The organism is Actinomadura sp. 6K520 (genome assembly GCF_004349245.1).
Lineage (GTDB): Bacteria > Actinomycetota > Actinomycetes > Streptosporangiales > Streptosporangiaceae > Spirillospora.
Genome location: NZ_SMLC01000039.1, coordinates 1 through 20093, shown reverse-complemented (window position 1 = coordinate 20093; position 20093 = coordinate 1). Strand labels below are relative to the sequence as shown.

The following is a 20093-nucleotide window of genomic DNA, read 5'->3' as shown; positions in this document are numbered from 1 at the left end:
GCGGCGGCCAGATTCGAGGTGGCCGAAGAGAAACGCACGCCGAACGGAAACGCACAAGGAGGCTCGCCATGGCCGCCGTCACTCCGGAGGGGAGAACCGCGCATCGCGCGGTCCTGCCCACCGTGATGCTCTCCCTCGCCACGGTCGTGTCCGCCGTGGCGTCCCTCAACACCGCCGTCCCGTCCATCGCCCGCGACACCGGCGCCGGGCAGACGGAACTGGCGTGGATCATCGACGCGTACGCGCTCGTCTTCGCCGCGCTGCTGCTGCTCGGCGGCGCCATCGGCGACCGCTACGGGCGCCGCCGCGCCCTCACCGCCGGCCTCGTCGTCTTCGGCGCGGGCTCGGCCGCCGCCGCGCTGGTCACCGACCCGCACTGGCTGATCGCGATGCGCGGCGTCCTCGGCGTCGGCGCGGCCCTCGTCATGCCCGCCACGCTGTCCACGATCACCTCGACGTTCGCCGCGGAGGCGCGCACCCGGGCGGTCGGCATGTGGGCGGGCGTCGCCGGCGCGAGCGCCGTCTTCGGGCTGCTCGCCTCCGGCACGCTGCTGGAGTTCTGGTCGTGGCGATCGGTGTTCGTGCTGAACGTCGTCCTCGCGGTCGCCGCGCTCGTCGCGACGCTCGCGGCCGTCCCGGAGTCCGCGGAGCCGGACGCGCCGAAGCTGGACCTCACCGGCGCCGCGATCACCGTCGCCGGGCTCGGCGTCCTCGTCTACTCGATCATCGAGGCGCCCGTCGTGGGCTGGGCGAGCGTCCGGACCCTCGCGGGCCTCGCCGCGGGCGCCCTCGTCCTCGCCGGCTTCGTCGCCTGGGAGCTGCGGCGGCCGAACCCGCTGCTGGACCCCAGGCTCTTCCGCATCCGGCCGTTCTCCGCCGGAACGCTGTCGATCACGCTGCAGTTCTTCGCCTTCTTCGGGTTCATCTTCATCGTCCTGCAGTACCTGCAGCTGGTGAAGGGCGACAGCGCACTGGTCGGGGCGCTGAGCCTCGTGCCCATGGCGCTCACGATGATGCCGTTCGCCCGGGTCATCGCGCCCCGGCTGGCCGCCCGGGTCGGGCCGCCCCGCGTGATCACCGCCGGCCTGCTGCTGGTGAGCGCGGCACTGCTGGTCTTCTCGCTGCTGGACGAGACCAGCGGCTACTGGCTCCTGCTGGCGGGCCTGCTCCCGCTCGGCGCCGGCATGGGCCTCGCCATGACCCCGGCCACGGCCGCGATCATCGACGCGCTGCCCCGCGACAAGCAGGGCGTCGGGTCGGCGATGAACGACCTGGCGAGGGAACTCGGCGGGGCGCTCGGCATCGCCGTCCTCGGCAGCGTCCTCCAGTCCGGGTACCGCGCGAACCTGGCCCCGGAGGGCGTGCCGGCACCCGTCACGGAGCAGGCGAAGGAGTCACTCGCGATGGCGCTGCGGGCCGGGCCCGAGATCGCGGCGGAGGCCCGGACGGCGTTCGCCGACGGCGTCCAGTCGGCGATGCTGACCGCCTCGATCGCGCTGGCGGTCACCGCCGTCGCGGTGGCCGCCCTCTCCCGCGCACGCCGGGCCCGGGCCGCGCTCCCCGGGACCGGCGACCACCCGCGGCCCTCCGGCCGAGCCGCTAAGCTGAACGCGCCTCCGGCGGGAGGCGCAGGCGGGCGTGGCGAAACCAGGTATACGCGGCAGGTTTAGGTCCTGTTGGTGGAGACACCGTGGGGGTTCGAATCCCCCCGCCCGCACCCCACGTGCGAATCCTCCACACGCGAACCCCTCCACATGCGAAGGCCGGCCCGCGCCGCGGGCCGGCCTTCTCGTACCGCCGGTTCAGATGCCCAGGTCGCGGCGGAGGCGGTCCACGTGGCCGGTGGCCTTCACGTTGTAGTACGCCTTCTCGATCTTCCCGTCGGCGTCGATGATGAAGGTGGAGCGGATGACGCCGACGACGACCTTGCCGTACAGCTTCTTCTCCCCGTACGCGCCGTAAGCCTTCAGCACCCCGGTGTCCGGGTCGGAGAGCAGCGGGAAGGTCAGGCCCTCCTTCTCCCGGAACTTGGCGAGCTTGGCGGGCTTGTCGGGGGAGACGCCCACGACGGTGACGCCCGCGGCGTCGAGGTCGCCGAGGCTGCCCTCGAAGTCGACCGACTCCTTGGTGCAGCCGGGGGTCATGGCCGCCGGGTAGAAGTAGAGGATCACACGCCTGCCGCGCAGCGCGGCCAGCGACACCGGGGACCCGTCGGCGTCGGGAAGCTCGAACTCGGGGGCGACGTCGCCCGGCTGCAGCCGCTCGGACACCCTGTCCCGCCTTTCGCTCGGATGGTGGCTCCAACCGTACCGGGCCGGGGGTGCGGCGGGCGTTCCGGGGGAAGACCTGCGAGACTGTCCGGATCATGCTTCGCTGGTCACGGTTTCGCCCCACACGATAAGGACACGGCATGGACGACAGGCCCAGCGACCCGGAGGCGCTGGAAAGGTACATAGAGCGCAACGTCCAGGAGCTCGCACGCACGGTCGACGAGATCGCCGACCGGACGAATCCGAAGAACGTCGCGCGGCGGGGCGCCGACCGGCTGAAAGAGGAGGCGGGTCAGGTCGCCAAGGCCGTAGGCGCGATGATCGGTGCGCCCGCGGACGACGACCCGGAAGGCGGCGGGATCGACAAACGCGTGGTGCTGGCGGGCGTCGGCGCCGCCGTCACCGTGACCGCCCTGGTCCTCTGGAGCCGTAGGCGCAGGCGCCGTTGAGGCCGTTCAGGGAGGCGCCGGTCCGCGGTCTGCGGCCGGCGCCTCTTCGTGTCACTGGGCCGTGGCCGGGCGGCTGCGGGACACTGCGGGCGAGGAGCTCGGCGACGTCGCGCAGCTCGGCGAGTTCCGCGCGGCAGGACGGGCACCCGCGCAGGTGCGCCGACAGCTCGTCGGCCTCGGCGCCGGGCAGCCGTCCGAGGGCGTAGACGCCGAGGCCGAAGCGGTACTCCCCGCAATCCGTTCCTCCCACACCCTTGGGTACGGGTCGGGGACGTTCCCCGTTCAGGCGGACGAGGTCACGGTCAGATGAACTGCGGCAGGTGGTCGCGGTGCGCGGCGAGTCCCTCGTCCAGGATCTTCCGGGCGGTGTGCTTGCTGCGGACGAACGGGTGCGCCATGAGGGCCTGCAGGGCGGTCCGGTGGTCGCCGGTGACGGCCGCCTCGGACGCGAGCCGCTCGTAGGCGTGGATCGCCTGGGTGAGCCCGCGCACCGGCCCGGGGAGCGGGCCCATCGTCAGCGGGACCGGGCCGGAGCGCCCGACGAGCGAGGGGACCTCGACGATCGCGTCCGCGTCCAGCGAGGAGATCGCGCCGTTGTTGCGCGTGTTGACGATCATCCGGCGGCCCTCGTCGCGGTGCAGGGCGCAGATGACGTCCACGGCGAACTCGCCGTGCTCCCCGCCGCCGCGCTCGCGGGACGGGTCGGGGTCGGGCTTCCGCGACTCGGCGGCGACCTGCTCGTAGTAGGCGGGGAGCATGGCGAGGATGTCCTGCGCGCGGGTCGTGCCCTTCTCGCGCAGCTCCTCGACCACTTCGTCGTGGAAGAAGTAGTACTTGGCGTAGGAGTTCGGCAGGAATCCGAGCGTCTTGGCGAGTTCGGCCATGCGGGACGGGTCGCGCCACGGCGTCGCGCCGCCGCCCGGGATCTCCAGCTCGTCCAGCAGCGCCGGAACATCGAGGTCGTGGCCGTCGAGCCGGAGCCGCTGCGCCCAGGTCGCGTGGTTGAGGCCGATCCAGTCGGCCTCCAGCCCCGCGGAGGGGAGGCCCAGCAGGCCGGCCCACATCTCGGTGTCCCCGATGGCCTGGTCGCACAGCCCGATGATGCGCGCTCCGGTGGTGCGGGCGACGGCGTCGGTGACGATGTTCGTCGGGTTGGTGTAGTTGACGATCCAGGCGTCCGGCGCGGCGGCCGCGATCTCCAGCAGGACGGGAACGGACCGCAGCGCCATCAGGAACCCGCCGGGCCCGGCGGTCTCCTGCCCGACGACGCCGTGCCTGAGCGGGATCGACTCGTCCAGGTGGCGCGCCGCGAGCCCGCCGGGACGGAACGTCGTGAACACGTAGGACGCTCCGTCCAGCGCGGCCTTGCGGTCGGTGTGCGCGGAGACGGTGATGGCGGCGCCCCTGGCGGAGAACATGGCGCGGGCCAGCCGCGTCATGGTCACCAGCTGCCCGGTGTCGATGTCGTGGCAGGCCAGCTCGGTGCCCGCCAGGGCCTCGGCGCGGTGCAGGACCCCGCGGATCACCCCCGGCATGTAGCCGCTGCCGGCCCCGATGATCGCGATCTTCACCGAGGCTCCAAATCGGGCGGCGACCCGGTGAACCGGGCCTCGACCGCGGCCCGGACGACCTGCTTCGCGGGCTCCAGGTCGATCGGCTCGGGCTCCTCCGCCGTCCCGGCGGCGGCCCCGTACGCGGCGGCCAGCGTGACGGGGCCGCCCGCGTCCTGGGGCCTGCCGAGCCCCTCGTCCGACAGTTCGACGAGCCCGGTGAGCCGGGACCCGAGCGCCTCGGCGTAGCGGCGGGCCCGCTCGACGGCCTCGTGGGCGGCCTGCCGCGCGGCCCGCCCGTAAACCTCGCTGTCCGGCCGCAGCGCCCACTCGGGCCCGTCCACGTAGGTGCGCTCCATGTCGCCGAGCCGGGTGACCAGCTCCCCGAGCACCCCGAAGTCCGCGACCACGATCTTGAGCTGCACGGTCCCCCGGTAGGCGCGGACGTCGCCCTCCCGCCGCCGGTACTTCAGCAGCGGCACGATCGACAGCCCGCCCGTCTCCAGCTTCTCCACGGCCTCCCCGTACGACCTGACCAGCTCAAGGCATCGCCGGTTGCGCTCGGTCAGCCGGTCGAGTGCGTCCCGCCGGTCGGACTCCTGCGACTGGACGTGCACCACCAGCCGCGCGATCTCCGGCTCGACCTCCAGCACGGCCTCACCACGAACACTGATCAAGGGAGCATCGCTCATCCCCCCAACCTACGCCGCCCGCACTGCGGGTTCGCTCCTTGTGCCGCCAGAACGAATCCGTGGAGGTTTCCAGGGGCACGCCCACCTGCATGATCGCCCCACGGGTCGTACGGCCGGAGGGCGTTCCGCGCCCGGAGGCCGCACGGTTCGCCGAGCGCAACGGGGGTCGAAGGGGGTCGCCCCCCTTCACAGGAAGGTGCGGCCTTCGCCCCGGTACGTCGGGACGGTGGCCACGACTCGGTCGTCTTCGATCAGGTGGAGGGCGTCGAATCGCTCGCAGAGTTCGCCCGCCTTGGTGTGCCGGAACCAGACGCGGTCGCCGATGGCGAGGAGGTCGGCGGAGCGGCCGAGCAGGGGGGTCTGCACCTCGCCGGCGCCCTCGTTGGGGGCGTAGCCGAGGCCGGTCGGCAGGTAGGGCTGGGGAAGGCGGATGGTGTCGCCGGGGCCGGAGGCGAGGTAGCCGCCGCCGAGGCAGGTCGCGACGCCGGGTGCGGGGCGGCGCACGACCGGGAGGGCGAAGAGCGCGGCGGGCCGTCCGCTGAAGTTGGAGTACTGGTCGAACAGGTGCGGCTGGTAGAGGCCGGAGCCCGCCGCGACCTCGGTGACGGCGCGTTCGGCGGCGGTCTTCTCGACGCTGCCGGTGCCGCCGCCGTTGACGAACTCCAGGTCGGTCAGTTCCGTGATGGTGCGGACGATCGCGGCGCGGCGGCGGGCCAGTTCGAGGCGGGACCGCTGCTGCATGGTGCGGATGACGCGGCCGCGGGCGGGGCGTCCGGGCGGGACGTCCCCGACCCCGGCGATCTGCGACTCGTACGCCATGAGCCCGACGAGGTGCAGCGAGGGCCGCTTGAGGATCTGCTCGGCGAACGCGCGGGCCTGGGCGGGGGTGCGCAGCGGGGAGCGCAGTGCGCCGATCCGGACCCGTCCGGCCAGCGGGCGGTAGGAGGCGTCGATGTCGATGCAGACCCGGATGTCGCGGTCGCCCGCGGCCGACTCGATCAGGTCGAGGTGCTCGGGGGAGTCGACCATGAGCGTGACGGTTCGGGCGGCGGCGGGGTCGGCGGCGAGCGCGGCGATGGCGGTCCGGTCGGTGGTGGGGTAGGCGACGAGGATGTCGTCGCTGACGCCCTCCGCGGCCAGCCAGCGGGCTTCGGGGAGCGTGAACGCCATGACCCCGGCGAAGCCGTCCATGGCGAGGACGTCCTCCAGCAGCGGCCGGCAGCGCACCGACTTGCTCGCCACCCGGATCGGCTTGCCGGCGGCGCGGCGGACGAGGCCGGCGGCGTTCGCGCGGAAGGCCGCCAGGTCGACGACGGCGAACGGCGCCTCGATCCCGGCCGTCGCGGCGTCGTAGCGGTCCCGGAGGTTCATGGTGGTCACACTGCCACACTATCCACGAATGTGAAAACCTCTCACGTACCACTCATTCCGGACGCGGGTGGGCGGCGAAGAAGTCCCACAGCATGGCCCCCGCCCGGTCCGGCCATTCGTGCCCGCCGCCGTTGATCTTGCAGAAGGTCACCGCGACGCCGCGCTCGCCCTTCCCGGTGCTCTGGCACTCGGTGTTCCCGGTCAGCGCCTTGACGCGCTTCTCCGGCTCGGGCAGCCCGCCGGCCCGGCGCCAGAACTCGACCGCCTTCGACACGGGCGGGAACGGCCGCCGGTCGTTGAAGTCGCGGTTCCCGCCGCCGTTGTACGGGACGCTCCCGTCCGCCGTCCCGTGGAAGATCATCGCCGAGACGGGCTCGCCGGGGTCGCAGTCGGTCACCAGCGCGCCCTCCACGACCCCGATCGCCGCGACCTTGCCGGGCTTCTCGCAGGCCATCCGGTACGCCATCCCGGCCCCGTTGGAGAAGCCCGTGACGTAGACCCGACTCGGGTCGGCCAGCCCCGCGCCGGTGAGCTTGTCGATCAGCTTGGTGAGGAAGCCGACGTCGTCCACGTCGCCGAGCTTCGCCGCGCCGCAGCAGTCGCCGGCGTTCCACGTCGTCATGAAGCCGTTGGGGTAGGCGACGAGGAAGCCGCTCTCGTCCGACTGCCGGTTGAAGCCGGACAGCTCCGCCATCTTCTCCATCGTGGCGAGCCCGCCGTGCAGGGCGACGACCAGCGCGGGCGGGTCGGCGGGCTTGCCGTCCCGCCACTCGCCGTCGGCCACCTTCGCCGGGACGTGCAGCAGGAACTCGCGGTGCCCGACCGTCCCCACGTCCAGCTTCTGCTTGTGCGTGCCCTGCGCGGTGGGGATGCCGTCCACCTTCGCGGGCCGTCCGCCCTCGCCGCCGTCGCCGGTCTCCGCCGTGCAGCCCGCGAGAGCGAGGGCCACCGCCAGTACCACGAACCCGATTCGCCGCATGGAGGCAAAACTAACCTCAAAGCGAGCCCTTAAACTACTCATCAGTAGGGCGGTGGGTGCACGGTCCCGGTGACGCCTCGCCGTCCCGGCCGGTAAGGCGGCGGGAGCGGCGGACGCCGCGTAAGCTCGAAGAGACCCGTCCTGAGCTGCCCCGTCGCGACAAGAGTGAGACCGTTGAGCGAATATGTGCTGACCCTGTCATGCCCCGACCGGCCCGGCATCGTCGCCGCCGTCTCGGGGCTGCTGGCCGAGCGCGGCTGCAACATCCTGGAGAGCCAGCAGTTCGGCGACGGCGACTCCGGCACCTTCTTCATGCGGGTGCAGTTCGCGGCCCTGGACGACACCGACCCGGACGAGCTGCGCGGCGCGTTCGCGTCCCTGGCGCCGGAGCTGGGCCTGCAGTGGCGGCTGCACGCGCTCGCCGAGCGGCCGCGCGTGCTGATCATGGTGTCGAAGGGCGGGCACTGCCTCAACGACCTGCTGTACCGGACGCGCTCCGGGCTGCTCGACATCGACATCGTCGCGGTCGCGTCCAACCACCCCGACCTGCGCCCCCTCACCCAGTCGTACGGGATCGACTACCACCACCTGCCGGTCGGGCCGGGCGGCAAGGCCGCGCAGGAGGCCGAGATCCTGACGCTGGTCGACCACTACGGCGCCGACCTGGTCGTCCTCGCCCGGTACATGCAGATCCTCTCCGACGACTTCTGCGCCAAGCTGCCCGGCGCGATCATCAACATCCACCACTCGTTCCTGCCGAGCTTCAAGGGCGCCCGCCCCTACCACCAGGCGCACGCGCGCGGCGTGAAGCTGATCGGCGCCACCGCGCACTACGTCACCGCCGACCTGGACGAGGGGCCGATCATCGAGCAGGAGGTCGCCCGCGTCGACCACGGCCACAGCCCCGAGGAACTGGTGGCGGTCGGCCGCGACGTCGAGTGCCTCGCCCTCGCCCGCGCGGTCCGCTGGCACTGCGAGCACCGCATCCTCCTCAACGGGGACCGCACGGTCGTCTTCCGCTGACCCGCGGCCGCGCCACCCGGCGAACGCGCGAGATGTCGGCATGGCGTGTTTCACTCCGCGTGACATTGCCGCACCATGAGTGATGATGTCGGACGTGCCGATGGCTCACGGGGGTGGCTATGGCCGAGGCGCTGGTCAGGGACCTGATCGAGGAGGAGCACAACAGGCGGCGGGCGCGGCGGCTCGCCGTCCGCGAGTTCCGGCCGCGCCGCGCGTTCGCGGGCTTCGCCGCCGCGCTGCTGGTGACCACGGCCGGCGGGGTCGCCGCCATCGAACTGCTGGCCGCCGCGCTCGGTTCCGCCGTCCACCCCGTGCCGGGCGTGGCCGCGGTGGCGGACGCGCTCCGGCGGCACAGCTGGCACGACCTCCTGGCGGTCACGGGCGCGATCACCCTCGCCGGTGCCGCGTTCCTGCTGGCGGCGCTGCCGGGCCGGCTCCGCGGCGTCCCGCTGGCGGGGTCCGACCCGCGGCAGGCGGGCGCCGTCGGACGCACCGCCCTGCGCCGGACGCTCGCGGACGCGGCGCTCGGCGTCCCCGGCATCGAACGCGCCCGCGTGCGCGGGCCGGGGCCGTTCCGCGGCGTCCTCGTCGTCCGCGTCACCACCGGCTACCGCAACCCGGCGAACCTCGCGGACCTCGTCCGGCTGGCGATCGACGCCCGGCTGGACCGCATCGAGCCGATGAACCGGCCGCGGATCGACGTCCGGCTCGGCTGGCGGAGGGACTGACATGCGCGTCGCGATCGCGGCCACCGGGGCCGTCCTGTTCGCCTGCGGCGCCGCGGCGCTGGCCGCGGGCCTCGGCGCCTTCGGCGGCGCCGTCGTGGACCGCCCGCCGCTCGACCCCGCGCTCGCCCGGTTCACCGGCGGCCACGGCTGGTTCCTGCCGGTCGCCGCGGGCGCCGCGGAGATTCTGGCGCTCGCCGGGCAGCTGTGGCTGGTCGTCCAGGTCCGCCGCGTCGTGCACCGGTGGTGGCCGGACGTCGACCCGGAGACCCGCATCCGCGCCCGTGCGGCCGCGGACGACCTGAACCGGGACGCGCGCGCCATGCCCGGCGTCCGGGACTCCCGCGTCCGCCTCACGGGCACGGCCGACCGGCCCCGCCTGCTGGTGCGGCTCGCCTGCGCGGGCGACACACTGATCAGCGAGGTCTACGGCGAACTGGGCGCGGGCCCGGTGGAGCGCTACCGCGACGCCGTCGGCATGCCCGACCTGCCGGTGGTGATCCGCTTCCACCCGGACCTCCCGCGCCCGCCCCGCCGCCACCGCGCCCAACCGGAACCCGCCTGACCCGACCACCTCAGCCGTCACCGCAACCCCGCAACGACCCGAACCATTGCGATCGCGTCCGAAGGCAGGTTTCGAGCGAAGCGAGAAACCTGATCGCGCAGCGAGCCCCTGGGCGAGCCGGAGCGATGCAGCGATCGCGCGCATTGCCCGCCGAAGGGAGGGCGCTCCAGCGCCTGACCGCCAAGGGCAATGCAATAGGTAGGGGCGGCGCCCGTCCGGATCAGGCCCGCACAGTCTCCTGATTCCGGACGGGCGCCCGCGCCCTGGGACAGACGCCCATGTGCCGGCGGAGCGGGCACATGCACACGGTGGGCGCCTGCGTGGGGGGAGGGGCCGCGCAGGTCGACGCTTTGCTCGGCGAGGGACTCGGTTCCGTACCGGACTATGCGCGTTCCGGAGCCGGCGGTCACCCTTGTGTACATTTCGTTCACGGTGTGGCCGAGACGAAAGGTGCGCGCGTGCGGCGTCCCGCATGGACGATCCCCGGCCGCTGGAGTGTGGCGCGGCAGCTGCTGGTGCTGCAGGCGGCGATCGTCGGGCTGCTGGTGGCGGCGGGCGCGAGCATCGCCTACCTGGACGCCGGGCGGTCCGCCGACGACGCCGCGGCGCAGACGGTGACGGCGGTCGCGAAGAGCATCGCCGACGCCGACAACGTCCGCGTCGCGGTCGCGACCTCCGATCCCAGCCGGCTCCTGCAGCCGTACGCCGAACGCGTCCGCCGCGACACCGGCGTCGACTTCATCACGATCATGAGCCCGGCCGGGATCCGGTACACCCACCCGAACCCGGCCCGGATCGGCGGACGGTTCGTCGGCAACACCGGGCCCGCCCTCGCGGGGCTGACGTTCACCGAGACCTACACGGGGACGCTCGGCCCGTCCGTCCGCACCGTCGCCCCGGTCTTCGACGGCGGACGCATCGTGGCCCTGGTCGCGGTCGGCATCACGATCCGCGTCATCACCGCCGAGCTGCGGCAGCGGCTCATCGCCCTGGCCGTCGTCGCCGCCGCGGTGCTGGCCGTCGGCGTGGGCGGCAGCTACCTGGTCGCCGCCCGGCTGCGCCGCCAGACCCGCGGCGTCGCGCCCGGCGAGCTGCGCGAGATGTTCGAGTACTACGAGGCGATCCTGCACACCGTCCGGGAGGGCCTGCTGCTCCTCGACCACTCGGGCCGCGTCGTCCTGTGCAACGACGCCGCGCGCGACCTGCTCGACCTGGACCCGGATCCGCGGGGGCGGCACGTCACGGAGCTGGGGCTGTCGGACGAGCTGGCCACCACCTGCGTCTCGGCGGAGCCGCGGTCGGACGAGGTCCACGTCGCCGACACCCGGGTGCTCGTCGTGAACACCCAGCCCGTCCGGTCGCGGGACACCGCGATGGGCAACGTCGTCACGTTGCGGGACCACACCGAGCTGCAGGTGCTGACCGGCGAGCTGGACACCGTGCGCGGGTTCGCCGAGTCGCTGCGCTCGCAGGCGCACGAGGCGGCGAACCGGCTGCACACCGTGGTGTCGCTGGTGGAGCTGGGCCGTCCCGACCAGGCCGTCGAGTTCGCCACCGCCGAGCTGCGGACCGCGCAGCGGCTCACCGACCGGGTCGTCGGGTCGGTGTCGGAACCGGTGCTGGCCGCCCTGCTGCTCGGCAAGTCCGCGGAGGCGGGGGAGCGCGGCGTCGAGCTCGCCGTCACCGAGGACACCGCCATCGAGGGCGTGCCCGAGCCCCGCGACCTCGTCACCATCCTCGGCAACCTCATCGACAACGCGGTGGACGCCGCGCTCGCGGGCGCGGACGTCCGCCCGCCCCGCGTGGTCGTCAGCGCGCGGAAGGAGGGCGGCGCCCTCGTGCTGGAGGTGTCCGACAGCGGGCCGGGCGTGGACCCGGCCGCGGTGCCCGAGATGTTCCGGCGCGGCTGGACGACCAAGACGTCCGGCGGGCCCGTCGGCCACGGCATCGGCCTCGCGCTGGTCGGGCAGGCCGTCCGCCGCCACGGCGGCGACGTCCGGGTGAGCCACGACGAGGGCGCCGTGTTCACCGTCCGGCTGCCCCTGGACGCGTCATGATCAGGGTGCTCGTGGTCGAGGACGACCCCGTCGCCGCCGAGGCGCACCGCTCCTACGTCGAGCGCGTCGCCGGCTTCACCGTCGCCGGCGTCGTCCACTCCGGGGCGGACGCGCTGCGGTTCTGCGAGCGCTCCGCCGTGGACGTCGTCCTGCTGGACTTCTACCTCCCCGACACCCACGGCCTCACGGTGTGCCGTGCGCTCCGCGCCGCGGGCAGCGACGTGGACGTCATCGCCGTCACCTCCGCCCGGGACCTGGCCGTGATCCGGTCCGCGGTGGCGGTCGGCGTCGTCCAGTACCTGCTCAAGCCGTTCACGTTCGCGTCCCTGCGCGACAAGCTCGAACGCTACGCGCGGTTCCGGGAGCAGGCGGTCGGCGCCGGGGAGGTCAGCGGCCAGGCCGACGTGGACGGCATGCTCGCCACGCTCCGCACCCCCGGCCACCGCACGCTGCCCAAGGGCATGAGCGACGAGACGCTCCAGGCCGTCACCGAGGTGCTGGCCGGCGCCGCCGACGGGCTGTCGGCCGCCGCGGCGGCCGACCTCACCGGCGTCTCCCGCGTCACGGCCCGCCGCTACCTCGAATACCTCGCGGAGAACGGCCTCGCGCACCGCCGCCCGCACTACGGTCAGGTCGGGCGCCCGGAAGTGCGCTTCTACCCCGGGTAGACGGGGTACTCATGTGACGAGTGTGATCGACATCGGGGGAGTGTTGTCGTGAACGACAAGCAGGGCAAGGACAGGGCGGCCGGGAACACCGGGCGGGAGGGCGGTACGGGCGAGGGCCCGAAGAAGCCCGGGGACGCGGCACGCAAGATGCGCGCGATGTTCCACGCGACGAAGTCGGCCGGCGAGGCCCGGCCCACATCCCGCGGCGGCGGCACCCGCTCCGCACCCGCCGAGTAAATCGACGTTGGCCTGCTCTTTCTCCAAAGTGGCGGTTCATGTGCGGCGCGGCGAGCATGAATCGGACATCAGTGACTTTGGGGGGACGGCATGAGTCAGGACGACGCACGGGCCGCCGGTCAGGGCGCCACGGGGACGTTGCGCAAGCGGGGCCCTGACGGCGGTTCCAGCGAACTCGTCACGTCGGACGGCACGACCCGGATCGCCGACACCGTCGTCGCCAAGATCGCGACGATGGCGGCGCGGCAGGTCGGCGGCGTGTACGCGATGGGCAGGGGGATGTCGCGGACGCTGGGGTCGGTCAGGGAGCGGGTGCCCGGCGTGGCTTCCGACGACACCCAGGGCGTGGACGTCCAGGTCGGCGAACGGCAGGCCGCCGTGGACATCGACCTGGTCGTCGAATACGGGCTCTCGATCCCGGACCTCGCGGGCGCGGTGCGCGCCAACGTCGTCAACGAGGTCGAGCACATGTGCGGCCTGGAGGTCGTCGAGGTGAACATCACCGTGGACGACGTCCACCTGGACGGCGACGACGAGGGCGGGCGGTCCGAAGAGCCCCGGGTTCGATGATCGCCTGGACGGACGAGGCGCCCGGCGGGTCCGGTCCGGGGGTCTTGGAGGAGGCGTCCGTGGTGGAACGCGGGGAGCGGGCCTCGGTCGTCGACCTGGCGCTGCGGGTCGGCGAGGCGGCGCTGGGGTGCCCGGACGTGCTGGAACTGACCTCCGGGCCGCGCGGCTGGATCGCGACGCATCGTCCGGGACCGCCGCTCGCGGGGGTGGCGGTGCGTTCCGGGGAGGTCGAGGTCGGGGTCGTCGTCAGGTACGGACGGCCGTGTGCGGAGATCGCCGATGACGTCCGGCGGCTGGTGCGCCCGCTCGCCGGTGGGCGGCGGGTGAACGTCCTGATCGGGGACTTCGCCGACGAACGGCAGGTGCGGTGAGGGGGATTCGGTCATGGACATGAGACTGCTGTGGCCCCTGGTCGGAATGGCTTTCGGGGTGGCGCTCGGGTTCGCCGGCGCGTTCGGGGGGTTCGGGCCGTTCTTCATCGTCCTGTTCCTCGGCGGGCTCGGCTTCCTGGTCGGGCGCGCCATCGAGGGAGACCTCGACGTCGGGCGGCTGATCGGTACCGGCCGGCGGTCGCGATGAACGACGGGGAACGGGGCACCACGACGATCCGCGAGCAGGCCGTGGCGCGCATCGTCGCCAGGGCCGCGGCGGAGGTGGACGAGTCCGGAGGGGTCGGCCGGACGGTGCTCGGCGTGCCGGTCCCGGGGCGCCGCCCGGCTCGCGCCGAGGTCCGGGTGAACGGGGACGTCGTCACCGCCAAGGTGGCGATGTCGGTGACCTACCCGATGCCGGTGCGCGCCGTGGCGGGGCGGGTGCGCGAGCGCGTGCGCGACAGGGTGGCGGAGCTGACCGGCCTCACCGTCCGGCAGGTGGACATCGACGTCTCCGAGCTGGGCCTTCCGGGCGCCGGTGAAAGGACCGTGCGGTGACCGCGCAGGCCGGTCTTCGGCCCGCGGTCGAGCGGGAAGGGCCGGGGCCCAGTTCGCGCAAGGCCGACCGCGCGGCGAAGCACGTGTTCCGCTCCCGGCGGGTGCCGTCCGCCATGGTCGCTGCGCTGCTGCTGACGGCGGCGGGCGTGCTCACCGCGATCGAGGTCATCTCGGCGCTGCTCGACCGCCCCGCGGGCATCTTCCCCTACGGGTGGGTCGACGACGCGGAGTGGGACGACTGGTACGCGCTGGCGATCTTCGCCGCGCTGGCGCTGCTCGGGCTGCTCTTCCTGCTGGCGGCCCTGCTGCCGGGCCGGTCCCGGATGGTTCCGCTGCACGGCGACGACCCGGGCCTGGTGATGGGGGTGAGCAGGCGCGGGCTCAAACGCGCCGTGGCCGCGGCGGCCGAGGAGGCGCCGGGCGTGTCGGGTGTGACACGGGTCCGGCTGGGGCGCCGCCGGGTGAGGGTGGTGGCCAAGACGCCCGTGCACGAGCCCGCGGGGCTGGACGAGGGCGTAGCCGAGGCGGTGCACGACCGTCTCGACCGGCTTGAGCCGCTGCCCGACCGGTCCGTGCGGGTGCAGCTGCGGCACCGGGGGGCGTGATGGACCGCCGACCCGCGCACCTCAACCGCACCGGGCTGATCCTGTCGGGCGTCGTCCTCACGGCCGCGGGGGGTGCGGGCCTCGCCCGGGGGCTGGGCGCCTTCGGTGACGGGCGGGCGTCCGCGCCGGTCCTCACCGCCGGGGCGCGCCGCTTCGCCGAGGACAACGACTGGTTCTGGCCGGCCGTCGCCGCCGCGGCGGTGGTCCTGGCGCTGCTCGGGCTCGCCTGGCTGCTCGCCCAGGGACGCACCGGGAGGCTCCCCGGCCTGGCGCTGGAGCCGGACGCCGGGGCGGGGACGACGCGGCTGTCGGCCAAGGCCATCGCCGGCGCGCTCGAAGCCGAGATCGGCGAGTATCCGGGCGTCCAGAACGTGCGGGCCCGGCTGCTCGGCTCGTCCCGGGCGCCCGAGTTGTGGCTGAACATCGCGTACGGGCGGGACGCGGACCCCGCCGAACTGCGCGGGCGCGTCCAGGACGAGGCCGTGCCGCGCCTGCGCGCCGCTCTCGAGCGTGACTCGGTGCCCACGGTGGTGCGGCTGCGCCTCGTGTCGGGGGAGCGGGCACCGACCGTCAGCTGATGCTTGCTGGCCCTTGAATCCCCATTGGGGGCTTTTCGGGGTATTTGGGGCTAGTGTCCGAGGTGAACGTGACGTCAAGGGCATGAAGGAGGTGCGCTTGTCCGACCTCGCACTGTCGGGCGGCTCCACCACGGGGCCCTTCGGCGTATGGAGGAAAGAGACGGACCACAGTATGGGCCCCTCCCGCTGAGCGGTCCGACGGCCCGGGAGTCGCGGCGGTATACGCCGGGCTCCCGGGTTTCTCTCGTGTGAGGCAGCCCACGCACCTAGTGGGTTGTGTTTTCCAACTTACTGACCGGATACTCCGGTGGTGAGTTGGAAAACACAACGGAGGTGGGAGTCATGCGCGACGCGGTGATCGTGGAGGCCGTGCGCACCCCGGTGGGCAAGGGCAAACCGAACGGGACGCTGCACGACGACCACCCGGCCGACCTGCTGGCCCGGACGCTGCAGACGCTCGTCGAACGCGCGGGCGTCGACCCGGCCCAGGTGGACGACGTCGTCGGCGGCGTCGTCACCCAGGTCGGCGACCAGGCGCTCAACATCACCCGCACGGCCGTCCTCGCCGCGGGGTTCCCGGAGAGCGTCCCCGCCATGACCGTCGACCGGCAGTGCGGCTCGTCGCAGCAGGCCCTGCACATCGCGGCGCAGGGCGTGCAGAGCGGCGCCTACGACATCGCGATCGCGTGCGGCGTCGAGTCGATGTCCCGCGTGCCGATGGGGTCGAGCGTGCTGCCCGGCACCGACCCGTTCGGGACGCTGCTCGGCGAGCGGTACCCGGACGGCCTCGTCGGCCAGGGCATCAGCGCCGAACTGATCGCCGCCCGCTGGGACCTGCCCCGCGAGGAACTCGACGCCTTCGCCTACGAGTCGCACCGCCGCGCCGCCGAAGCGTGGAAGAACGGCGAGTTCGACCGCGAGGTCGCCTGGGCGGGCCAGTGGGACGAGACCGTCCGTCCCGGGACGTCCCCGGAGATCCTCGCCGGGCTCGGACCCGCCTACTACGACGAGCGCACGGCCGAGCGGTTCCCCGAGATCGCCTGGAAGATCACCGCGGGCAACGCGTCCCCGATCAACGACGGCGCCGCCGCCGTGCTCGTCATGGGCGCCGATGTGGCCGAACGCCTCGGCCTGCGTCCCCGCGCCCGCTTCCACGCGTTCGCCGTGACCGGCGACGACCCGCTGCTGATGCTCACCGCGATCATCCCGGCGACCGGGAAGGTCCTGGAGCGGGCCGGCCTGTCCCTCGGCGACATCGACCTGTTCGAGGTGAACGAGGCGTTCGCCCCGGTCGTCCTGGCCTGGCAGCGCGAGACCGGCGCCGACCCGGCCCGGGTCAACGTCCGCGGCGGCGCGATCGCGATCGGCCACCCGCTCGGCGCCAGCGGTACCCGCATCATGACGACGCTCCTGCACGCCCTCGAAGACCGCGGCGGACGCTACGGCCTCCAGACCATGTGCGAAGCGGGCGGCCTGGCCAACGCCACCGTCATCGAGCGACTCTGACGCATGGGCCGGACGGGCACGGCGGCCGGTGCGGCGTCCACGGACGCCCACCGGCCCGCACCGGACCGTGGCGCACCGCCCGCGGACCCGGACGGGACGCCGCCGCCGGCCCGGTCACGACCGGTGCGGGCCGTCGGCCCGACGGAACAACGGGAGCGGCGCATTAGGCTGCGTGGTATGCCGAAGGACGCCCATCCGCGCGAGTGCTCGGTCGCCGACACGCTGGATCTGGTCGGCGAGCGCTGGAGCCTGCTCGTGATCCGCGAACTCGTGTACGGGGTGCGGCGCTTCGACCGGATCGCCCGGAACACCGGGGCGTCGCGCGACATCCTCACCTCCCGCCTCCGCAAACTGGAGGCGAACGGCATCATCCGCCGCGAGCGCTACAGCGACCGGCCCGCCCGCTACGAGTACCACCTGACCGCCGCGGGCGTCGAGTTGAGCGACGTCCTGCTCATGCTGATGAAGTGGGGCGACCGCCACCTGCACGCGGACGACCCGCCCGTCCGCTGGCAGCATTCCTGCGGCAACCCGGTCAGCCCGATGGTGATCTGCCGCCACTGCGGCAACGAGGCCCGCCAGGGCGCCCACTCGCCCACCGGACGCGGCGTCCTGACGCCCTGAAACGCCCTGAGCCGCCTGGGTCGACGGGGTCGGGATCTCCTGGGCTCAGCCCGGCCCGCCGCCGAGGCTGATCTCGTTGCCGTCGGGGTCCCGGTAGATCACCTTCGTCACGCCGTTCCCGTACGTTTCGCGATCCGCGGGTTCGGTTCCGCGTGCGGTGATCGCCCCGACCCGCTCGTCGAGGTCGTCGACGTACGAGAACACCAGGGCGTGCCCCGCGCGGTCCGGGTCCTGGACGATGTAGACGTACCGGTGCTCGGCCACCTCCCACACGGCCTCGACGTCGTTCGGCAGGAACGACGGCTCCCTGCCGAAGAACCGCTCGTACCACGGCAGCGCCGCGTTGTAGTCGGTGACGGGAATGCCGGCGAAGAGGTCCAGCGCCATGTTCCCTCCCTCCACGAGGAGCCTGTGTGCAGCCTGTACCGACCTCGGCGGCGGAGGAAAGTCATCGGCTGCCCCGGATCGGGCAAGCTTCGCCCGCACGTCCGGGTCGGCCCCTCGCGGACGAATCCCTCAGTGGCGGTGATGGTCGCTTTCGGTGTGTGGTGGGTGCGTCCTCTCTACGCGGCCCTGCGGCGCCGCGTGCCGCTGGTCGCCCGTGACCGCGGGGCGGAAGGGGAGCGCCAGGAGCAGGGCGACGGCGACGAGGAGTCCGCTCGTCCACAGGGGCCCGAGTTCGCCGGCCGCGGTGCCGAGGGTGGTCGCGGCGATGAGGGGGCCGGCGGCGGCGCCGACGTTGAGCGCCGCGATCGAGTAGGAGCCGGCCATGGTGGGGGCTCCCGCCGCCTCGTAGAGGACGCGCGTGATCAGCGTGCCGCCCAGCGCGAACGAGAGGGTGCCCTGGACGAACACGAGGGTCAGCAGTGCGACCGGCTCGCCGGCGAGCACCGCCAGGGCCGGCCAGCCCGCGAGCAGCAGCGGTCCGCCGACCGCGATGACCAGGCCGGGACGGCGGTCGGACAGCCGTCCCGCGATGGTCACCCCGGCGAAGGACCCGGCGCCGAAGAGCACCAGGGCGACCGGCACCCACCATTCGTCCAGCCCGCCGGTGCCGGTCACGACCGGGGCGAGGAACGTGAAGCTCGCGAAGGTCGCCGCGTTGACCAGCGCGCCGAGCAGCATGACGAGCAGCAGCCGCGGCCTCGCGAGCCGGGCGAGCTCCGCGCGCAGCGGCGACGCGGCGGTGTCCGGCTCCGCGCGGCGGCCCGGGATCGCCTTGAGGACGCCGGCGGCCGCGGGCAGGCAGAGCGCGGCGACGGCCCAGAACGTGGCCCGCCACCCGAGCAGCGTGCCGAGCACCGATCCCCCGGGGACCCCGGCGATCGTGGCGATCGTCGTGCCCGACAGCAGTACGGCGAGCGCGCGTCCCTTCCGGCCGGGCGGGACGAGCGCGGCGGCGGTCGTCAGGGCCACGGCGAGGAATCCCGCGTTCGCGAGCGCCGCGAGCACGCGGGTCGTGAGCAGCACCGGGAGGCTCGTGGTGACGGCGCCCACGGCGTGGGCCGCCGAGAACAGCAGGAGGAAGCCGAGCAGGGCGGCCCGTCCGGGCCGGTTGCGGGCGAGCGCGGCCATGAGCGGGGCACCGGCGACCATCCCGATCGCGAAGGCCGAGGTGAGGGTGCCCGCCGCCCCGACCGTGACGCCGAGGTCCGCGGCGATGTCCGGGAGGAGCCCGGCCAGCATGAACTCCGAGGTGCCCATGGCGAAGACCGCCAGGGCGAGCAGGTACAGCGAGAGAGGCATCGAGTCGATCCCGAGGTGAGGAGGAGTACGAGAGGGGACGTCTCGTCACCGCGGTCAGCGCCCGATGGCGCACCGGTCCGGCCGCGGGCGCGGCGGGACGGGGAGCTCAGTGGTTCAGGGAGCTGACGGCGTGACCGAAAGCCCCCACCCTGGACGCCTCGGGGCTCGACATGGCCCGCACGCTACCCGACCGCCGGCCACCGGAGCAGCCCGTTTTCCAGCGCCAAGGCCCCACGGGGTCCGTTGGGCGGGGCCGAGTATGGCTAGGAGGTCCCGTCCAGCAGGGCGCGGGCGCCGGTTCGGGCGCCGGTGGCCGCCGCGGGGTCGCCGTGGACGCCGGCCACCACGATGGCCCCCTCCGCGAGCAGGTGGATCGGTTCGGCGGCGGACGGGGCCACGGCGGAGACCAGCTCGACGACCTGGTCGTGGAACGCCCGCTTGTGCGCACGCACCGCCGCGGCGATGGCCGGGGACGACGCGCCGAGCTCGCCGTGGACGTTGGCCCACGCGCAGCCGCGGAAGCCGGGCTCCGCGAACCACCCGCCGAGCCAGTCGAACATCGCGAGCACGCGTTCCCGGGGGTCCGGCACCTTCGCCACGTAGGCCGCCAGGCTCCCCCGCCAGCGCCGGTCGCGGCGCTCCAGCATCGCGACGACGAGGGACTCCTTCGTCGGGAAGAGGCGATAGATGCGCTTCAGGGGCAGCCCTGAGACGGCCCGCAGCTCGTCCATGCCGACCGCTTGGACGCCCCGCGAGTAGAAGAGGTCCTCGGCGACGTCCAGCAGTGCCCCGCGGTCCCGGGCCTGCTGCTCCTGCGTGATCGCGGCCGGCATCACATCGCTCCTGCCTTGACGTCGAGAACGACCGTTCCCTAGGTTAGCGGCAGATGTCGAGAACGTACGTTCTCAACCAGAGGAGGCCGTCATGTCCGAAGCTCGCCCGCCCTTCC

Annotated in this window: 25 protein-coding genes and 1 tRNA gene; 18 read left to right on the top strand and 8 right to left on the bottom strand. The window is 73.5% G+C overall.

The features are described 5' to 3' along the window. Window positions 1-68: 68 nt before the first annotated feature. Window positions 69-1670, top strand: a complete 1602-nt coding sequence (locus E1289_RS13395) for an MFS transporter (protein ID WP_131979820.1) — start codon at window positions 69-71, stop codon at window positions 1668-1670. Further along, window positions 1633-1717, top strand: a tRNA-Leu gene (locus E1289_RS13390). The genes E1289_RS13395 and E1289_RS13390 overlap by 38 nt, the downstream gene beginning before the upstream one ends. Window positions 1718-1802: 85 nt before the next feature. Here E1289_RS13390 and bcp read toward each other — a convergent pair. Continuing rightward, complete coding sequence (gene bcp, locus E1289_RS13385; protein ID WP_131979818.1) at window positions 1803-2270, bottom strand: thioredoxin-dependent thiol peroxidase; 468 nt, start codon at window positions 2268-2270, stop codon at window positions 1803-1805. 140 nt (window positions 2271-2410) lie between these two features. Between bcp and E1289_RS13380 the strand changes: the two genes are divergently transcribed. Continuing rightward, a complete protein-coding gene (locus E1289_RS13380; protein WP_131979815.1) occupies window positions 2411-2719 on the top strand; it encodes a DUF3618 domain-containing protein in 309 nt (102 codons plus the stop codon). A gap of 61 nt (window positions 2720-2780) precedes the next feature. Next, complete coding sequence (locus tag E1289_RS39570; protein WP_243712801.1) at window positions 2781-3029, top strand: hypothetical protein; 249 nt, start codon at window positions 2781-2783, stop codon at window positions 3027-3029. Here E1289_RS39570 and E1289_RS13370 read toward each other — a convergent pair. The 4 genes from E1289_RS13370 to E1289_RS13355 form a co-directional block, all read right to left on the bottom strand. Further along, window positions 3022-4290, bottom strand: coding sequence for a glycoside hydrolase family 4 (locus E1289_RS13370; protein ID WP_131979812.1), 1269 nt, complete (start codon window positions 4288-4290; stop codon window positions 3022-3024). The genes E1289_RS39570 and E1289_RS13370 overlap by 8 nt on opposite strands. Next, window positions 4287-4961: an SIMPL domain-containing protein gene (locus E1289_RS13365; RefSeq protein WP_131979809.1), complete on the bottom strand. Its 675-nt coding sequence runs from the start codon at window positions 4959-4961 to the stop codon at window positions 4287-4289. The genes E1289_RS13370 and E1289_RS13365 overlap by 4 nt, the downstream gene beginning before the upstream one ends. A gap of 186 nt (window positions 4962-5147) precedes the next feature. After that, the gene (locus E1289_RS13360) at window positions 5148-6332 is read right to left on the bottom strand and encodes an amino acid deaminase/aldolase (protein ID WP_131979888.1); all 1185 of its coding nucleotides are present in this window, start codon (window positions 6330-6332) and stop codon (window positions 5148-5150) included. A 52-nt stretch (window positions 6333-6384) separates the two neighbouring features. Further along, entirely contained in the window at window positions 6385-7311 is a 927-nt protein-coding gene (locus E1289_RS13355) for a PHB depolymerase family esterase (protein WP_131979807.1), read from the bottom strand. Between the two features lie 165 nt (window positions 7312-7476). Between E1289_RS13355 and purU the strand changes: the two genes are divergently transcribed. The 14 genes from purU (at window position 7477) to E1289_RS13285 (ending at window position 17398) form a co-directional block, all read left to right on the top strand. Then, window positions 7477-8334, top strand: a complete 858-nt coding sequence (gene purU, locus E1289_RS13350; RefSeq protein ID WP_165970456.1) for a formyltetrahydrofolate deformylase — start codon at window positions 7477-7479, stop codon at window positions 8332-8334. Window positions 8335-8453: 119 nt separating this feature from the next. Next, window positions 8454-9062, top strand: coding sequence for a DUF6286 domain-containing protein (locus E1289_RS13345; RefSeq protein WP_131979802.1), 609 nt, complete (start codon window positions 8454-8456; stop codon window positions 9060-9062). 1 nt (window position 9063) lies between these two features. Beyond that, window positions 9064-9624 carry a hypothetical protein gene (locus E1289_RS13340; protein WP_131979799.1) on the top strand — a complete coding sequence of 187 codons (561 nt, stop codon included), beginning with the start codon at window positions 9064-9066 and terminating at the stop codon, window positions 9622-9624. Window positions 9625-10082: 458 nt separating this feature from the next. Next, on the top strand, window positions 10083-11681 hold the full coding sequence (locus E1289_RS13335; RefSeq protein ID WP_131979796.1) for a sensor histidine kinase: 1599 nt from the start codon (window positions 10083-10085) through the stop codon (window positions 11679-11681). Continuing rightward, window positions 11678-12349 carry a response regulator gene (locus E1289_RS13330; RefSeq protein WP_131979794.1) on the top strand — a complete coding sequence of 224 codons (672 nt, stop codon included), beginning with the start codon at window positions 11678-11680 and terminating at the stop codon, window positions 12347-12349. Before E1289_RS13335 ends, E1289_RS13330 begins: the two co-directional genes overlap by 4 nt. A gap of 48 nt (window positions 12350-12397) precedes the next feature. Next, the gene (locus E1289_RS13325) at window positions 12398-12586 is read left to right on the top strand and encodes a hypothetical protein (protein ID WP_131979791.1); all 189 of its coding nucleotides are present in this window, start codon (window positions 12398-12400) and stop codon (window positions 12584-12586) included. A 90-nt stretch (window positions 12587-12676) separates the two neighbouring features. Then, window positions 12677-13156 carry an Asp23/Gls24 family envelope stress response protein gene (locus tag E1289_RS13320; protein WP_131979788.1) on the top strand — a complete coding sequence of 160 codons (480 nt, stop codon included), beginning with the start codon at window positions 12677-12679 and terminating at the stop codon, window positions 13154-13156. Beyond that, window positions 13153-13527, top strand: a complete 375-nt coding sequence (locus E1289_RS13315) for a hypothetical protein (RefSeq protein WP_243712800.1) — start codon at window positions 13153-13155, stop codon at window positions 13525-13527. The genes E1289_RS13320 and E1289_RS13315 overlap by 4 nt, the downstream gene beginning before the upstream one ends. Before the next feature lie 28 nt (window positions 13528-13555). Further along, window positions 13556-13735: a hypothetical protein gene (locus E1289_RS13310; RefSeq protein ID WP_131979884.1), complete on the top strand. Its 180-nt coding sequence runs from the start codon at window positions 13556-13558 to the stop codon at window positions 13733-13735. Continuing rightward, the gene (locus tag E1289_RS13305) at window positions 13732-14085 is read left to right on the top strand and encodes an Asp23/Gls24 family envelope stress response protein (RefSeq protein ID WP_131979785.1); all 354 of its coding nucleotides are present in this window, start codon (window positions 13732-13734) and stop codon (window positions 14083-14085) included. Before E1289_RS13310 ends, E1289_RS13305 begins: the two co-directional genes overlap by 4 nt. Further along, the gene (locus E1289_RS13300; protein ID WP_131979783.1) at window positions 14082-14690 is read left to right on the top strand and encodes a DUF6286 domain-containing protein; all 609 of its coding nucleotides are present in this window, start codon (window positions 14082-14084) and stop codon (window positions 14688-14690) included. Before E1289_RS13305 ends, E1289_RS13300 begins: the two co-directional genes overlap by 4 nt. Beyond that, the gene (locus E1289_RS13295; protein WP_131979780.1) at window positions 14690-15268 is read left to right on the top strand and encodes an alkaline shock response membrane anchor protein AmaP; all 579 of its coding nucleotides are present in this window, start codon (window positions 14690-14692) and stop codon (window positions 15266-15268) included. Before E1289_RS13300 ends, E1289_RS13295 begins: the two co-directional genes overlap by 1 nt. Window positions 15269-15610: 342 nt before the next feature. After that, window positions 15611-16774: a thiolase family protein gene (locus tag E1289_RS13290; RefSeq protein ID WP_131979778.1), complete on the top strand. Its 1164-nt coding sequence runs from the start codon at window positions 15611-15613 to the stop codon at window positions 16772-16774. Between the two features lie 177 nt (window positions 16775-16951). After that, window positions 16952-17398, top strand: a complete 447-nt coding sequence (locus E1289_RS13285) for a helix-turn-helix domain-containing protein (protein ID WP_131979775.1) — start codon at window positions 16952-16954, stop codon at window positions 17396-17398. A 45-nt stretch (window positions 17399-17443) separates the two neighbouring features. Here E1289_RS13285 and E1289_RS13280 read toward each other — a convergent pair whose 3' ends face one another. The 3 genes from E1289_RS13280 to E1289_RS13270 all read right to left on the bottom strand — a co-directional run bounded on the left by E1289_RS13280 (window position 17444) and on the right by E1289_RS13270 (window position 19977). Further along, the gene (locus E1289_RS13280) at window positions 17444-17785 is read right to left on the bottom strand and encodes a VOC family protein (RefSeq protein ID WP_131979772.1); all 342 of its coding nucleotides are present in this window, start codon (window positions 17783-17785) and stop codon (window positions 17444-17446) included. Window positions 17786-17914: 129 nt separating this feature from the next. Continuing rightward, complete coding sequence (locus tag E1289_RS13275) at window positions 17915-19144, bottom strand: Cmx/CmrA family chloramphenicol efflux MFS transporter (protein WP_131979768.1); 1230 nt, start codon at window positions 19142-19144, stop codon at window positions 17915-17917. Window positions 19145-19407: 263 nt separating this feature from the next. Next, window positions 19408-19977: a TetR/AcrR family transcriptional regulator gene (locus E1289_RS13270; protein ID WP_131979765.1), complete on the bottom strand. Its 570-nt coding sequence runs from the start codon at window positions 19975-19977 to the stop codon at window positions 19408-19410. Between the last annotated feature and the right edge of the window lie 116 nt (window positions 19978-20093).